Below are 15,249 nucleotides of genomic sequence, written 5' to 3'. Positions count from 1 at the left end.
TGCGAACGCGTCGCAACTGCCTTACGCATGCTTCAACGCCAGTCTCCAGAGGGTTGCATGCAACGACGAGTCTTTCTCGCCGCTTCCGCCGGAGGGCTCCTGGCCCCCACCGTGCTTCGCGCCCAGGAGCGCGTGGTCAGCCTGTATTCCTCGCGCCACTATGATTCCGACAAGCAGATCCACGAGGCCTTCACCCAGGCCTCGGGCATCCGCGTCCGCGTCATCGAGGCCAATGCCGACCAGCTGATCGAGCGAATCCGCGCCGAGGGCGCCAATAGCCCGGCCGATATCTTCCTGACCGTGGATGCGAGCCGGCTGGCCCGCGCCGTCGAGCTCGGCCTGACGCAGCCCTACGCCTCCGCCACCATCGACAGCCGGGTTCCCGAGGGCCTGCGCGATGGGGGCGGCCACTGGTTCGCCGCCTCGCGCCGGGCCCGCGTCGTCATGTACGACAAGGCCAAGGGCGCGCCCGCGGGCCTGGCCCGCTACGAGGACCTGGCGAACGACCGCTACAGGGGGCAGATCGCCGTTCGCTCCTCCGGCAACGGCTACAACGTGGCGCTGGCCGCGAGCTTCCTGGCCGCCAACGGCGCCGAGGCCACGGAGGCCTGGGCCCGCGGCATCGCGGCCAACCTCGCCCGTCCGCCGGCCGGCGGCGACCGCGACCAGATCCGCGCCATGATGGCCGGGCAGGGGACGATCGCCATCTCCAACACCTACTACCTCGGCCTGATGTCGATCTCGCAGCAGGCCGAGGAGCGCGAGCTGGCGCAGCGCGTCGGCGTGCTCTTCCCGAACCAGGGCGCCGGCGACCGCGGCACGCATGTGAACATCTCGGGCGCCGCGCTGGTGAAGACCTCGCCGCGCCCGGCCGAGGCGCGCGCCTTCCTGGAGTTCCTCACCACGCCGGCGGCGCAGCGCATCTTTGCGCTCGGCAACATGGAGTTCCCGGCCGTCGCGGAGGCCGAGACGCACCCCTTCCTGGTCTCGCTCGGCGCGTTCCGCGAGGAGGCGCCCGACGGCCGGAAGCTGCTCGCCAATGCCCCCGAGGCGCTGCGCCTCATGCAGCGCGCCGGCTGGCGCTAGGGAGCCGGTTCCGGATCATGGTCATCTGCCTGTGCAACGGGATGAGCGACGGCGACGTCCGCACCGCCGCCTCCAACGGCGCCTCGCGCCCCAAGGAAGTCTACGAGGGCTGCGGCTGCCGCGCCCAGTGCGGCACCTGCACCGCGACAATCCTGAGCATTCTCCGCGAGATGCCGGAAGACAAGGCGCGCGGCTGAAGCTCCGCAGCTGCGAACGAGTTTCACTCCGTTTCGCAATTAAGTCCTTTTTTTACAGGGACTTGATTTTGCCTTGCCAGATGTGACATCCCTTCGGCCACACAGCCGGAGTGAGCCACCATGCCCAAGGGCGACCCCAAGGTCATCGAGCACCTGAACGTTCAGCTCACCAATGAGCTGACCGCCATCAACCAGTACTTCCTGCATGCCCGCATGCTGGACGATTGGGGCGTCACGAAGCTCGCCAAGCACGAGTACAAGGAGAGCATCGAGGAGATGAAGCATGCGGATGAGCTCATCAAGCGCATCCTCTACCTCAACGGCCTCCCCAACGTGCAGCGTCTGAACCCGATCCTGATCGGGCAGAACGTGAAGGAGGTCCTGGAATGCGACCTCAAGCTGGAACTCAAGGCGATCGAGGACCTGCGCGAAGGCATCGCCTATTCCGAGGGCGTGCGGGACTATGTGAGCCGCGACCTGCTGAAGTCGATCCTCGCGAACGAGGAGGAGCACCAGGACTTCCTGGAGACGCAGTTCGACATGATCGAGCAGATGGGGCTGCCGAACTACATCCAGCTCAACAGCGATGCGGCGCCGGATCAGCACAAGGATCACGGCTGAGGAAAGCCCTGGCGGGGAGAGCCTGAGAGTGGCGGCGCCCCTCTCGGCTCACCTCCGCATCGCTTGCGCGAGCACCCCCACCGGCAGCAGCCCCACGACCACGATCAGCAGCGCCGAGGTGCTTGCTTCCGACAGGCGCTCGTCCGCCGCGAGGTTGTAGACCCGCACCGCGAGCGTATCGAAGTCGAAGGGCCGGACGATCAGCGTCGCCGGCAGTTCCTTCATCGTGTCCACGAAGACCAGGATTGCCGCCGTCAGCAGCGCCCCGCGCGAGAGCGGCAGCTCCACCCGCCGGACGGCGCCTCCGGGCCCGGCGCCGAGCGACCGCGCCGCCGCCTGGAAAGACGGCTTCAGCCGCGCCAGCCCGCTCTCCACCGACGCCAGCGCCACGCCCAGGAAGCGCACCAGATAGGCAAAGACCAGCGCCGCGATCGTGCCCGAGAGCAACAGGCCCGTGCTCACGCCCAGATGCGCCCGCAGCCAGGCATCCAGCGCATTGTCGAGGAGGCCGAAGGGCACCAGCGTGCCGACGGCGATCACCGAGCCGGGAATGGCGTAGCCCAGCCCCACGGCGCGGTTCGCGAATCGACCCGGCGCGCTGGGGTGCAGCCGCACGGCCCAGGCGAGCCAGGCGGCCAGCGCCACGGCCAGCGCCGCCGTGATCGCGGCGAGGGTAAGCGAGTTCGTCAGGAAGGGCAGGAAGCGGCCGGGCGCGAGGGGATCGCCGGCGCGCAGGGCCAGCGAGAGCATCGTCCCGGCGGGGATGAGGAATCCCAGGGCCAGCGGCAGCCCGCAGGCCAGCAGCGCCAGGGCCGCCTTTGCCGGCCGCAGCGGCACGGGCCGGACGGGCGCCTGCCGCGTGGTCGTCGGATGGAAGCGGCGGCCGCCGCGGCTCGCCTGCTCCAGCGCCAGCAGCAGCGCGACGCAGAGCAGGAGCGCGGCGGCCAGCTGCGACGCCGCGCCCCGATCGGCCATGGCGAACCAGGCCTCGTAGATGCCGGTGGTGAAGGTGCGCAGGCCGAAATGCTGCACCGTGCCGAAATCGGCCAGAACCTCCATCAGCACGAGCGCCACGCCCGCGGCCAGGGCCGGCCGCGCCAGCGGCAGCGCAACATGCCAGAAGGTGCGCGAGAGCGATTCACCCAGCGTGCGCGAGACCTCCAGCAGGCAGGTGGATTGCGCGAGGAAGGCGGCGCGGCACAGCAGGTAGACGTAGGGATACAGTACCATCGCCAGCACCAGGGCGGCGCCGGGCAGGCTGCGCATCTCGGGGAACCAGTACTGGCCGTAGCGCAGGCCCGAGGCCTCCCGCAGCGTCGATTGCACGGGCCCCGACACGTCCATTAGCCAGACCCAGGCATAGCCGCTCACATAGGCCGGCATGGCCAGCGGCAGCAGCAGGGCCCATTGTAGGGTGTCGCGCCCCGGGAAGCGGCAGGCGGTGACGAGCCACGCGGTGATGGCGCCCGCGCTGCCGGCCATGGCCGCAACCAGCAGGGCCAGCGCCGCCGTGTTGCCCAGCAGTTCCGGCAGGGACGTCTGCCAGATGTGCCACCAGACTTGGCCCGCCGGAACCATCGCCGCCGCGAGCACGGCGGCCAGCGGCAGCGCGATCAGCAGCATCGCCGGCCAGGTCAGCTTCACCCAGAGCGGCCGTTGCCGCCGCGGCGCGGCTGCGCTCATGGCCGCTTGCGAAAAAGTCTCATTCGCGGCGCATACAGGATGCGCCGCGCGCGGTCAGCCCTTCTTCTTGGCCTCCCATTCGGCGACGCCGATGCGGGGCACCTCCACCCGGTCGCGCGTGGTCGTGTACCAGCCGCGGCCATGCATGCGGCCCACCAGGTCGAGCTTGGGCGTGTCCACGTAGTTCTTCGCTGGATCCATCACGGCTTCGTCGCGGATGTGCATGGCGACGACCTTGCCGAGCACGATCGTGTGGTGGCCCACGGGGATCAGCTGGAAGGTCTCGCATTCCATCGCCACCGGGCTCTCGCCGATGCGCGGCACCTTGATCTTGCTGGACGCGACCTTGGTGAGGCCGGCCTCGTCCAGCTCGTCCACCTGCGCGTCGAAGTCGATCGCCGTCGCGTTCATCGCGTGGATGTGCGAGTGCGGCACCAGGCAGACCACGAACTGGCTCAGCGCCTTGATGTTCGCCAGCGTGTCCTTGAAGCTCCCGGAGGGCTTGGGGCCGACGCCGATGCCGATCACCACGGGATCGTCGGTGAAGACGTTGAAGAAGGAGAAGGGCGCGGCGTTCACCACGCCGGCGGCGTCCTGGCTCACCACCCAGGCGACGGGGCGCGGCACGACGGTCGAGACCACGAGCTTGTAGCGCTCGGACGCGGGAAGGGTCTCGAAATCGAAGAACATGGGCGGGCCTCACGGGTTTGCCGCGGCAAGCTGGCCGGGGCGGCGGGAAGAGTCGAGAGGGTGCCGCGTTCACCGGCTCTTAACCGGATGCGGCCTAGACCGGGGTCCGAAGAGGAGATCTGGTCCCATGCGATTCTTCCGCGATCTGTCGGTCGGGCGAAAGCTGTCCACGAGTGCCGCCCTGGCCGTCCTGCTGCTGGCCATGCTCGTTCTGCTGGTGACGCGCGGGAGCGGCCAGCTCGACGAGCAGCAGGCGGCGGAGCGCCAGGCGGTTGCCGCCCGCGCCGCGGCCGACGAGGCGGCGCGCTTCGCCGGCGAGGCGCTCAGCGCCCAGCGCGGCGTCCTCCTCGCCAATGATCCCGCCCAGCTCGAGCGGGAGACGGAGCGTATGCGGGCGCATCTCGACCATGCCGCAGCGGCCCTGCAGACGGCGCGGCGCGAGGCCACCGCGGCTGCGGCCATCCAGCCGCTGGAGGCGGCGGAGGCCGAGCTCGCGGCCTTTCGCGGCGGCCTGGACGAGACGGCCGCCGCCCGGGCCGAGCTGATCGCCAAGCGCGACCGCGACTTCTTCCCGCGCTTCTCGGAGTTCGACCAGGCGCTGGAAGCGGCGACAGCCAATCTCCAATTCGGCATGAGCGGCGATGCACGCGACGAGCTGCGCGACGTCATGAACACCTACGTCGCCTCGGTGAACGAGGTGCGGCTCGGCATCCAGCGCTACCTCGCGACGGACGACGCGCCCTCCGGCGCCCGCGTGCGCCGCTCCGCCGCCCAGGGCCGCGTGCATGCCCGCCGGCTGAACTCGGCCGCGGCGGAGGAGGTAAAGCAGGACATGACCCGCCTCACCAATGCCGGCCAGCGCCTGGCCGACGAGGCGGAGGCGCTGATGGGCATCGGCGCGCGGATTCTCGAGATCCGCGCGAGCCGCACCGACCCGGTTCGCGAGCGCCTGACGGCCGCCTTCGGCACCGCGACGACGGCGCTGGCCGCGGATGCCCGCAGCCGGGCGCGATCCGCGGCGGAGGCGATGAATGCCTTGGAGCGCAGCGTCTGGATCATCGGCGCCGTGGTGGCGCTGATCCAGATCCTCTCTGGCTTCATCACCGCCCGCGCGATCGGGACGCCCTTGCGCCGGATCGCGGCCGCGGTGCGCCGCATCGCGGCCGGCGAGACGGCCGATCCCGTGCCGGACCGCGACCGCCGCGACGAGATCGGCCAGATCGCGACCGCGCTGGAGGAGCTGCGCGGCGGCGTGGAGAAGGCCTTCGCGCAGCAGCAGATGCTGGAGCAGATGCCGCTCGGCGTGATGATGGCCGATCCGAAGGACGAGTTCCGCATCCGCTACATGAACCCCGAGAGCACGCGGCTCATGGGCCTGATCGAGGGCGATCTGCCGGTGAAGGGGGACGCCGTGCTGGGCCAGAGCATCGACATCTTCCACAGCAATCCGGAGCGGCAGCGCGAGATCCTGTCCGATGCCTCGCGCCTGCCGCACCGCTCCCGCTTCGCCATCGCGGACCAGATGATGGATCTCAACGTCACCGCCATCCGGGACCGCGGCGGCGAATACGTGGCGCCCATGCTGGTCTGGACCCTGGCCACCGCGCAGTCGCAGCTGGCGGACAACTTCGAGCAGGAGATCGGCGGGGTGGTGGACGCGGTCGCGACGGCGGCGGGTCAGATGCAGCAATCGGCGAACGTCCTCTCCGGCTCGGCCGCGACCTCCGGCCGCGAGGCCGAGGCGGTGGCGGAGGCTTCGGTCCGTGCGGAGGCCGACGTGCAGGCGGTGGCGGCCAGTGCGGAAGAGCTGGCCGCCAGCGTGGCCGAGATCACCCGCCAGGTGGCCGAGGGCGCCCAGGTGGCGCGCGCCGCGGCCGACGAGGCGCGGGCCACCGACGGCACCGTCCAGGGCCTGGCCCAGGCGGCCAGCCGGATCGGCGACGTGGTGCGGCTGATCAGCGACATCGCGGGGCAGACCAACCTGCTCGCGCTCAATGCCACGATCGAGGCGGCGCGCGCCGGCGAGGCGGGGAAGGGCTTCGCGGTCGTGGCGAGCGAGGTGAAGAATCTCGCCGCCCAGACCGCGAAGGCCACGGAGGAGATCGCCGCCCAGATCGGCGGCATCCAGGGCACGACCGAACAGGCGGTGACCGCGCTTCGCTCCATCAGCCTCACCATCGAGCGGATGAACGAGGTCACGACCGCCATCGCCGCCGCGGTGGAGGAGCAGGGCGCCGCGACGCGCGAAATCGCCCGCAGCGCCTCGCTGGTGGCCGAGGGCACCGGCGCCGTCACCCGGCGCATCAACGACGTGCGCGGGGCCTCCGGCGAGACCGGACGGTCGGCGGGCGAGGTGCTGGAGGCCTCGAACGACCTGGCGCTCCAGGCGGGCGTGCTGCGCGACAAGGCCGGCGCGTTCCTGAAGCAGGTGCGGGCGCAGTAGGGGCGGCGAGTCTCGTGCGCTGCCGCTCAGATCCGCAGGCCGAAACGGGTGAGCGCGCCTCCTCCGGCGAGCGGACCATGGCGCGTCTCCCGATCGTCGGGGCGAGGCTGTGCGCGATGCTCCCGATCGCTACCGCAAGGCGCGCGGTGCGCTCACCGAGCAGCGCAGCCGCGCCATGTCGCGCAGCAGCGCGGCGGCCTCGGCATGGCGCGGCGCCCCCGGTGCGAATTCGCCCGCCCGGATACGCGCCGCGAACCCGGCCGCGTCCTCCGCCAGCTCCGCCAGCCGCGCTGCCAGGGGCGCCGGGTCGGCCGGGATGGCCCGCGACGCGATGGCGATGGCGTTCGCCGCCATCCGGGCCTCGTAGTGCAGATGGGCGGGCAGGGCCGGCAGCAGCTTCTGCAGGAGGGAGTCGCGGGCGGTGGCGAGGAGGTCGGCCGCGTCAGGCGCTTCGAGCATCGAGGTCCTCCACCTGGCGCAGGATATCGAGCTCCAGCTCGGGAATGATATGCGCGGTCAGCGCCAGCTCCAGCCCGCGCTCCTGGCCGGAGAGGTGGCGGGCGCCCTGGTCGGCGGCGATGACCGCCCAGCGGATGCTGGCGGCCAGCTCCCAGAAGGGCAGGCGGGAGGGATCGGCCGCCGGGCCGTAGCCCTCCAGCAGCGCCGCGCGCGGGCCGAGGCCGCCGGCCTCGAGCGCCAGGTTCCCGAAGCGCCAGCAGGGCGCGCAGAACCAGCCGAGATCGGCATGCGGATCGCCCCAGGCCGCGAACTCCCAGTCCAGCACGGCGGTCACGGCGTGGCCCTCAACCATCAGGTTCCCGGTCCGGAAGTCGTTGTGGCAGAGCACGGGCGCCAGCGGAGGCACGGGGTGCCGCTCCAGCGCGAAAAGCCCCCATTCCAGGACGGGACGGGGCGTGCCGGCGGCGTCGAGGCGCTCGCGCATCGCGCGGACGAACTCCACGCCCGCATCGGCAGGGGGGGCGCCGAGGAAGGCCAGGTCGTCGCGCGGCGGCACGATGCTGTGGATGCGGGCCATCTCCTTGCCCGCATGGCGGACCAGTTCCGCATCGCCGCCCAGGGCGGCCGCCAGCTTCGCGAGGCGGAAGGCCGTCGCCGTGCCCGGGACGCGCCGCATCACGAAGAAGGGCGCGCCTATGATCGAGGCGTCCTCGCAGCAAAACAGCGGTTCCGGCACAGTCACATCGGCGGAGAAAGCGGCGCGCAGCAGCGCGTATTCCGCCGTGCGCGGCAGCGAGACGGTGAGCGTCGCCGCGTTGTCCGTCCGCAGCACCCATTCCTCGGCAGCACCGCCCCGCGTCACGGAAATCGCCCAGTTCTGCTGGATCGCGCCGCCGGAGAGCAGGGAGGCCGCGCCGATCTCGACGGGCGTGCCGGCCGCCTGCGACAGCCAGGCGTTCAGCGCCGCGCGGCGGGCTTCATCCATGATGGCCCCAGGCGAAGAACCCGCCGCCCTCGCGCCGCAGGAAGTTGGCGAGCACCATGCGGTGCACCTCCGAGGCGCCGTCCACCAGCCGCGCCTGGCGCGCGTAGCGGTACATCCACTCGACCGGCGTGTCCTTCGAATAGCCCTTGGCCCCCAGGAGCTGCAGCGCCGTGTCGGCCGCCTTGTGGAGCGCGTCGGCGGCGACGATCTTGGCCATGCTGACCTCCTTGCGCGCGAAGTCGCCCTGGTCGAGCCTCCAGGCCGCGCGCATGGTGAGCAGCCGGCTGATGTCGAGCTGCATCGCCGCCTCGCCCACCATCATCTGCACGGATTCCCGGTCGGCCAGCTTCAACCCGAAGGTGGAGCGCTCCTCGGTGTGGGCCTGCGCGATCTCCAGCGCCCGGCGCCCCATGCCGGTCCAGCGCATGCAATGGGTGAGACGCGCGGGGCCGAGGCGGATCTGCGTCAGCTTCAGCCCGTCGCCCACGCCCATGAGGCGGTTCTCGTCAGGGATCTCCAGCCCTTCGAAGCTGATCTCGCAATGGCCGCCATGCTCCTCGGGGCCCATGATCGGGACGCGGCGCTCGATCTTCCAGCCGGGCGTGTCGGCGTGGAAGAGGAAGGCGGTGAGGCCCTTGCGCGGATCGTCGCTGGTCCTGGCCATCAGGATGAAGTGCTTGCTCTCGCCCGCTCCCGTGATGAACCACTTCCGCCCGTTGATCTTCCAGCGGTCGTTCCCGACGCGCTCGGCCGTGGTGTAGGTCATGCCCGGGTCGGAGCCGGCGCCCCCTGGCTCGGTCATGGCGAAGCTGGACTGCACCTCGCCGCGCACGACCGGCATCATCCACCAGTCCTTCTGGGCCTGGGTGGCGACCTTGTTCATCACCATCATGTTGCCGTCGTCGGGCGCCGCTGAGTTGAAGCAGACGGGGCCGAAGATGGAGCGATTCATCTCCTCGTAGCAGGCGGCCATGCCCGTGAAGGGCAGGCCCTGGCCGCCGATCTCCTCCGGCAGCTGCAGGCACCAGAGACCCGCGGCCTTCACCTCGGCGCGCAGCGTCCTCAGCAGCGCGGGCGAGATATTCTCGTGCTCGTCGTAATTCGCGCGGTCGCCCTCCAGCGGGATCAGCCGGTCGTTGACGAAGGCGCGCACGGCCTGGCGCTTGGCTTCGCTCTTGGGGTCGAGGGTGAAGTCCATGGAACTGCCTTCAGATCGGATTGATGGAATGGCCGCCATCGACGGTGATGACCGACCCCGTCATATGTGCGCCCGCCGCCGAGGCCAGCAGCAGCAGCGCGCCGTCGAGGTCCTCCGGCCTACCGAGGCGGCGCTGCGGGATCCGGCGGATCATGGCCTGCCCGCCTTCGGAGGCGAAGAACTCGGCATTGAGGTCGGAGGCGACATAGCCCGGCGCGATGGCGTTCACCCGGATGGAATGGCGCGCCAGCTCGACCGCCATCTGCCGCGTGAGCTGGATCAGCCCCGCCTTGGCCGAGGTGTAGCCCGCCACTCCCGAAATCACGCGCAGCCCCAGGATGGAGGCGATGTTGATGATCGACCCGCCGGATCTCGCGGCCGCCATCCGCTTCGCCGCGGCCTGGGCGACGAAAAAGGCCCCTCGCAGGTTCACATCCACCACCTGGTCCCAGTCCTCGGCGGTCTGCTCCAGGAAGGGGCGCGTGGCGGCGATGCCGGCATTGTTGACCAGGATGTCGCAGACCGGGCCGTCCAGGGCGGCGGCGATGCTCGCTTCGTCCTGCACGTCGAGGCGGACGGCGCTGGCGCGGGAGCCCAGCTCGGCGGCCAGCGCCTCGCAGGCCTCGATGCGGCGCGCGGCGAGCACAACCTCGGCCCCGGCCCCGTGCAGCACGCGGGCGAAATGACCGCCCAGAAGGCCCGAGGCCCCGGTGACGAAGGCTCTGCGGCCTTCAAGCGAAAACACGATCGATCCTCCCGCAGTGCAGCGGCGCGGGAAGATCGGGGGCGGGGGCCGGATGGTCAACCCGGCCAGCGGCCGGAGATCATCCGGGCGCGATCCCCGCCACGATGGGCGCCCAGCGCGCAACCTCGGCCGCGACGTGCCGGCGCGCCGACTCGGCGCTTGGATCGGGCCAGGTCTCGACATTGGCCTGCAGCAGCCGGTCGCGCACGGCGGCATCGGCGAGCGCCGCGACGCAGGCGGCCTGGACGGCGCGCTGCGGCTCCGCCGGCGCGCCCGGCCGCGAGAACAGCACCTGCCAGGCCGTGAGGTCGTAGCCGGGCAGGGCGCTCGCGATCGGCGGCACGCCGGGCACCAGCGCGGAAGCCTCGGCGCTGCTGACCGCGATGGGGCGCAGGCGGCCGTCGCGGATCAGCGGCATCATGATGGTCGGGCTGTCGATGGTGAGGTTCATCCGCCCCGCCACGAGGTCCTGCACGGCATTGGCGGCCGAGCGGTAGGGCACGATGGTGAAGCGCGTGCCCGAGAGCTGCTTCAGCAGCTCGCCCGCGAGATGGTTGGTGGCGCCCGGATTGGCCGAGCCGAAATTCGCCTGCTCCCCGCGCGCACGGAGCCAGGCCAGCAGCGAGGGCAGGTCCGTCGCGGGTACCTCGGGATGCACGGCGAGCACGAAGGGCTGCCGCCCGACCAGCGCGAGCGGCGTGAAATCCGTCACCGGATCGAGCGGGAAGTTGGGATAGACCGCCTTCATCACCGGATGGTTGTTGGTGCCGATGTAGATCACCGTCCCGTCGTTCGGCGCACGGTGGAAGGCGGCGGCGCCCACCGTGCTGCCGGCACCCACCACGTTCTCCGGCACCACGGGCTGGCCGAGCAGGGGCTGCATCCCATCGGCCAGGACGCGGCCGACGATATCCGTCACTCCCGCCACCCCCACCGGGATGATCAGGCGCAGCGGCCGGGTGAAGACCTGCGCGCTCGCGGCGAAGGGCAGGGCGGTGCCGGCGGCGAGGATGTGGCGGCGAAGCATGCGGGGCCTCTCTGGCTGCGAGTCTTGGCGGGTGTGCGAGCTTGGGCCACGATGCAAGCCATGCGCCAGATCCGATTGCAGGAACCCTTCCGGGCCGTCTTCTACGTCCCCTTCTACGCGGCGCTGGCCCGTAATGCTTATAAGGAGCAGGGCGTGAGCGTGGAGCTGGTCTCCGGCACGCAGCCCTCGCTCGCGAAGGACTCGGTGCTGGAGGGGCGGGCGCATCTCGCCTGGGGCGGGCCGATGCGTATCCTGCTCGCGCATGACGCCGATCCTGCCTCGCCGCTGCGCAACTTCGGCGCGGCGATCCTGGGCGATCCCTTCTTCCTCGTTGGCCGTGAACCGCGCCCGGATTTCCGGCTCACCGACCTCGCGACGCTCACCCTCGGCACGGTCAGCGAGGTGCCGACGCCCTGGTGGACGCTGCAGGACGACATCCGCCGCGCCGGCCTCGACCCGGACAGCGTGAGGCGGATCACCGACAGATCCATGGGCGAGAACGCCGCGGCTGTCGCCGAGGGCCGGCTCGACGTCGCGCAGCTCTTCGAGCCCTTCGTCAGCCAGATGGAGGCCGAGGGCACCGGCCACGCCTGGCACGCCGCCGCCTCGCGCGGGCCGACCTCCTACACGACCTTCTATTCCAGCGCGCAGAACATCGCCGAATACGCGCCCGAGTTCCGCGCCATGATCCGCGGCCTCGCCGCGACGCAGCGATGGCTCATGGCCGCGGCACCGGAGGAGATCGCCGCGACCGTCGCCGGCTTCTTCCCCGGGATGGACCCCGCGCTGCTGGCCCGCTGCATCGCGCGCTACCGTGCCCTGGGCATCTGGACGGCCGATCCGCATTTCCCGCCCGAGCCCTTCGAGCGGCTGCAATCGGCCATGCGCAGCGGCGGCGCCATTTCGCGCAAGCCGGGCTATGCTCGTTGCGTGGACGATGCGATCGTGGTCGCAGCGCTTGCGGAGAGCTGACCGGCCGACGAACGGCCGGAGGAGGAAAACGCCCATGGCGACCACCATGTTCGACCGCATCTGGGACAGCCGTGTCGTCGCCGATCTCGGCGAGGGCTGGTCCCTGCTCTATCTCGACCGGCTGCTGGTGCACGATCTCAGCGGCGGCCGCGCCATGCGGGAGCTGGCCGAGAAGGGCCGCCGCGTGGCCGAGCCGGGCAAGGTCTTCGCCGTGCCCGACCATGCCCTTTCCAGCGCGCCGGGCCGCACCGAGCACACCTATCCGCAAGGCGCGAAGCTTCTCGCCTCGCTGCGCGAGCGCGCCGCGTATGAGGGCGTGCGGATCTTCGACATCGGCACGCCGGGCAACGGCATCGTGCATGTCGTGGCACCCGAGCAGGGCATCGTGCTGCCCGGGCTGACCCTGGCCTGCGGCGACAGCCACACCTGCACCAATGGCGGCGTGGGCGCCGTGGCCTTCGGGATCGGCTCCAGCGAGCTGGTGCATGCGCTGGCCACCCAGACCCTGCCGCAGCGCCGCCCCGGCACCTTCCGCATCCGCTACGAGGGGGTGCGTCCCGCGGGCGTGACGGCGAAGGACATGATCCTCGCCGCCATCGGCCGCTTCGGCGCCGCGGCGGGCACCGGCATGGCCATGGAATATGCCGGCAGCGCGGTGCGCGCGATGAGCGTCGAGGAGCGGCTGACCCTCTGCAACCTGTCCATCGAGATGGGCGCGAAGACGGGCATGGTCGCGCCCGACGATACGACCTTCCAGTACCTCGCCGGCCGTCCCTTCGCGCCCAAGGGCGCGCTATGGGACGCCGCGCTGGCCGACTGGCGCAAGGTGCCCTCCGACCCGGAGGCGCGCTTCACCCGCGACGAGGTGATCGACATGGCCGAGCTCGCGCCGCAGATCACCTGGGGCACCAGCCCCGAGATGGTGTCGGACGTCACCGGCCATGTGCCCCTCATGGAGGAGACGGCGCCGAGCCGCCGGGCCGGGCTGGAGGCTGCGCTGCGCTACATGGGGCTGGAGCCGGGCCAGAAGCTGGCCGGCACCAGGGTAGACTGGGTCTTCATCGGCAGCTGCACCAATTCCCGCCTGTCCGACCTGCGGGCGGCGGCCGAGGTCATCAAGGGGCGCCGGAAAGCCGAGCACGTCACCGCCTGGGTTGTCCCCGGCAGCGAGATGGTGAAGGCCGAGGCCGAGGCCGAGGGCCTGCACCACCGCTTCACCGAGGCCGGCTTCGAATGGCGCGAGCCGGGCTGCGCGCTCTGCGTGGCCGCCAATGGCGAAACCGTGCCCGACGGCGCGCGCTGCGTCTCCACCTCCAACCGCAACTTCGTGGGCCGGCAGGGCACGGGCGCGCGCACCCACCTAGCCTCGCCCGCCACGGCCGCGGCCGCCGCGCTCGCCGGCGCGATCGTCGACGTCAGGAGCTACTGAGATGCAGGCCTTCCGCACCGTCGAGGGCACCGCCATCCCGCTCATGGAGGCGAATGTCGACACTGACGTCATCATCCCGATCCAGCGGCTCGTGGGCTCCGGCCGGGAGGGGCTCGGCGAATACGCCTTCGAGCGCCGGCGCTACCTGCCGGACCGCAGCGACAACCCCGACTTCGTCCCGAACCAGGGCCCCTACAAGGGTAGCAACATCATGCTCGCCGCCGAGAATTTCGGCTGCGGCTCCTCGCGCGAGGGCGCGGTCTGGGCGCTGATGGGCATGGGCGTGCGCTGCGTCATCGCGCCGAGCTTCGGCGACATCTTCTTCTCGAACTGCTTCCAGAACGGCCTGCTGCCGGTGCGGCTGCCCATCGAGGCGATCCGGCGGATCGCGGAGCAGACGGAGGAAAGCCCCGGCAATGCCCGCACCACGGTCGACCTGGAGCGCAAGGTGGTCATCACCCCGCGCGGCGAGACCATTCCCTTCACGGTGGACGACCGCAAGCGCGAGGCCATGCTGGACGGGCTCGACGACATCTCGCTGACGATGAAGCACGCCGAGGCCATCGCGGCCTGGCGGGACAAGGACAAGGCGGCCCGCAGTTGGGCCTGGGAGAGCGTGGCTTGAAGGTTCTGGTTCTCGCCGGCGACGGCATCGGCCCCGAGGTCACCGCCGAGGCGGTGCGCGTGCTGGAGTGGTTCGGCCAGAACCGCGACCTCGACATCCGCGTGACCGAGCGCGACTTCGGCATCGCCAACTGGCGCAAGCACGGCACCATGATGCCCGAGGAGACCTGGCAGCAGATCCAGGACGCGGATGCCATCCTCTTCGGCGCCACCGGCAGCCTGGAGCAGGCGGGCGCGGTGCCGCCGGAGGAGCGGCGCAAGGGCTCGCTGCTGCGCCTGCGCAAGGGGCTCGACGTCTTCGCCAATATGCGCCCGGTGAAGATGCTGCCGGCGCTCTCCGAGGGCAGCCCCTACAAGCCGCGCGTCACCGAGGGCGTGGACCTGATGATCGTCCGCGAGCTGACGGCCGGCACCTATTTCGGCACGCCGCGCGGCATCGAGACGCTGCCCGACGGCACGCGCCGCGGCGTGAACACCCACAGCTACACCGAGGCGGAGATCCGCCGCGCCTTGCGCTTCGCCTTCGAGCTGGCGCGCACTCGGCGCCAGCACGTGACCTCGGTGGACAAGGCCAACGTCATGGAGGCCGGCGCGCTTTGGCGCGAGATCGCCGGGACCATCCACAGGGAGGAATTCCCCGATGTGGGCTTCGAGCACATGCTGGCCGACAACTGCGCCATCCAGCTCGCCCGCAATCCCAGGCGCTTCGACGTGCTGGTGACCGACAACCTCTTCGGCGACCTGCTGAGCGACGCGGCCGGCGCCATCATCGGCTCGCTCGGCATGCTGCCCTCGGCCTCGCTCTCGGAGCCGGACGCCGATGGCCGCCGGCGGGCGCTCTACGAGCCCATCCACGGCTCCGCGCCCGATATCGCGGGGCAGGGCATCGCCAACCCGCTGGGCTCCATCCTCTCGGTCGCAATGATGCTGCGCTGGAGCGCGAACCGGCCGGAAGACGCGGCCCATCTGGAGAGGGCGGTGGAGGCCGCGTTGGCGAAGGGCGCGCGCACGGCGGATATCGCCGCACCGGGCGAGGCGGCGGTCTCGACGAAGGCGATGGGGGATGCGGTGATCGCGGCGCTGTAGGGCG

At 71.1% G+C, this 15,249-nt stretch carries 15 protein-coding genes; 8 read left to right on the top strand and 7 right to left on the bottom strand.

Features of this window, described 5'->3' with window-relative positions:
- The first annotated feature begins 57 nt into the window (after nt 1-57).
- The 3 genes from EJV46_RS04560 (at nt 58) to bfr (ending at nt 1,904) form a co-directional block, all read left to right on the top strand.
- Entirely contained in the window at nt 58-1,086 is a 1,029-nt protein-coding gene (locus EJV46_RS04560) for an extracellular solute-binding protein (RefSeq protein ID WP_131547394.1), read from the top strand.
- Nucleotides 1,087-1,103: 17 nt separating this feature from the next.
- Complete coding sequence (locus EJV46_RS04555; protein ID WP_131547393.1) at nt 1,104-1,283, top strand: bacterioferritin-associated ferredoxin; 180 nt, start codon at nt 1,104-1,106, stop codon at nt 1,281-1,283.
- Between the two features lie 120 nt (nt 1,284-1,403).
- Nucleotides 1,404-1,904 carry a bacterioferritin gene (gene bfr / locus EJV46_RS04550; RefSeq protein ID WP_131547392.1) on the top strand — a complete coding sequence of 167 codons (501 nt, stop codon included), beginning with the start codon at nt 1,404-1,406 and terminating at the stop codon, nt 1,902-1,904.
- A 48-nt stretch (nt 1,905-1,952) separates the two neighbouring features.
- Here bfr and EJV46_RS04545 read toward each other — a convergent pair whose 3' ends face one another.
- Nucleotides 1,953-3,587, bottom strand: a complete 1,635-nt coding sequence (locus tag EJV46_RS04545) for an iron ABC transporter permease (RefSeq protein ID WP_131547391.1) — start codon at nt 3,585-3,587, stop codon at nt 1,953-1,955.
- A gap of 54 nt (nt 3,588-3,641) precedes the next feature.
- Entirely contained in the window at nt 3,642-4,277 is a 636-nt protein-coding gene (locus EJV46_RS04540; protein WP_131547390.1) for a flavin reductase family protein, read from the bottom strand.
- A 127-nt stretch (nt 4,278-4,404) separates the two neighbouring features.
- Between EJV46_RS04540 and EJV46_RS04535 the strand changes: the two genes are divergently transcribed.
- A complete protein-coding gene (locus EJV46_RS04535; protein ID WP_131547389.1) occupies nt 4,405-6,720 on the top strand; it encodes a methyl-accepting chemotaxis protein in 2,316 nt (771 codons plus the stop codon).
- Between the two features lie 129 nt (nt 6,721-6,849).
- Here the strand turns inward: EJV46_RS04535 and EJV46_RS04530 are convergent, their stop codons facing one another.
- The 5 genes from EJV46_RS04530 to EJV46_RS04510 all read right to left on the bottom strand — a co-directional run bounded on the left by EJV46_RS04530 (nt 6,850) and on the right by EJV46_RS04510 (nt 11,134).
- Entirely contained in the window at nt 6,850-7,179 is a 330-nt protein-coding gene (locus EJV46_RS04530) for a DUF6285 domain-containing protein (protein ID WP_131547388.1), read from the bottom strand.
- Nucleotides 7,163-8,164, bottom strand: a complete 1,002-nt coding sequence (locus tag EJV46_RS04525; protein WP_206020700.1) for a phosphotransferase family protein — start codon at nt 8,162-8,164, stop codon at nt 7,163-7,165. Before EJV46_RS04525 ends, EJV46_RS04530 begins: the two co-directional genes overlap by 17 nt.
- Nucleotides 8,157-9,362, bottom strand: a complete 1,206-nt coding sequence (locus tag EJV46_RS04520) for an acyl-CoA dehydrogenase family protein (protein WP_131547386.1) — start codon at nt 9,360-9,362, stop codon at nt 8,157-8,159. The genes EJV46_RS04525 and EJV46_RS04520 overlap by 8 nt, the downstream gene beginning before the upstream one ends.
- Nucleotides 9,363-9,372: 10 nt before the next feature.
- A complete protein-coding gene (locus tag EJV46_RS04515; RefSeq protein WP_370323058.1) occupies nt 9,373-10,107 on the bottom strand; it encodes an SDR family NAD(P)-dependent oxidoreductase in 735 nt (244 codons plus the stop codon).
- Nucleotides 10,108-10,186: 79 nt separating this feature from the next.
- Nucleotides 10,187-11,134, bottom strand: coding sequence for a tripartite tricarboxylate transporter substrate binding protein (locus EJV46_RS04510; RefSeq protein ID WP_165585337.1), 948 nt, complete (start codon nt 11,132-11,134; stop codon nt 10,187-10,189).
- A 60-nt stretch (nt 11,135-11,194) separates the two neighbouring features.
- Between EJV46_RS04510 and EJV46_RS04505 the strand changes: the two genes are divergently transcribed.
- Genes EJV46_RS04505 through leuB form a run of 4 tightly spaced genes read left to right on the top strand, consistent with a single transcriptional unit; the run spans nt 11,195 to nt 15,245 of the window.
- On the top strand, nt 11,195-12,106 hold the full coding sequence (locus EJV46_RS04505) for an ABC transporter substrate-binding protein (protein ID WP_165585336.1): 912 nt from the start codon (nt 11,195-11,197) through the stop codon (nt 12,104-12,106).
- A 34-nt stretch (nt 12,107-12,140) separates the two neighbouring features.
- Nucleotides 12,141-13,535 carry a 3-isopropylmalate dehydratase large subunit gene (gene leuC, locus EJV46_RS04500; RefSeq protein WP_131547382.1) on the top strand — a complete coding sequence of 465 codons (1,395 nt, stop codon included), beginning with the start codon at nt 12,141-12,143 and terminating at the stop codon, nt 13,533-13,535.
- A gap of 1 nt (nt 13,536) precedes the next feature.
- Nucleotides 13,537-14,160: a 3-isopropylmalate dehydratase small subunit gene (gene leuD, locus EJV46_RS04495; protein ID WP_131547381.1), complete on the top strand. Its 624-nt coding sequence runs from the start codon at nt 13,537-13,539 to the stop codon at nt 14,158-14,160.
- Complete coding sequence (leuB, locus tag EJV46_RS04490; RefSeq protein WP_206020699.1) at nt 14,157-15,245, top strand: 3-isopropylmalate dehydrogenase; 1,089 nt, start codon at nt 14,157-14,159, stop codon at nt 15,243-15,245. Before leuD ends, leuB begins: the two co-directional genes overlap by 4 nt.
- Nucleotides 15,246-15,249 lie beyond the last annotated feature (4 nt).

Origin of the sequence: Roseococcus sp. SYP-B2431, from assembly GCF_004336745.1 — a bacterium.
Taxonomy (GTDB): Bacteria; Pseudomonadota; Alphaproteobacteria; order Acetobacterales; family Acetobacteraceae; genus Roseococcus.
This window is presented reverse-complemented; position numbering and strand designations above follow the sequence as displayed.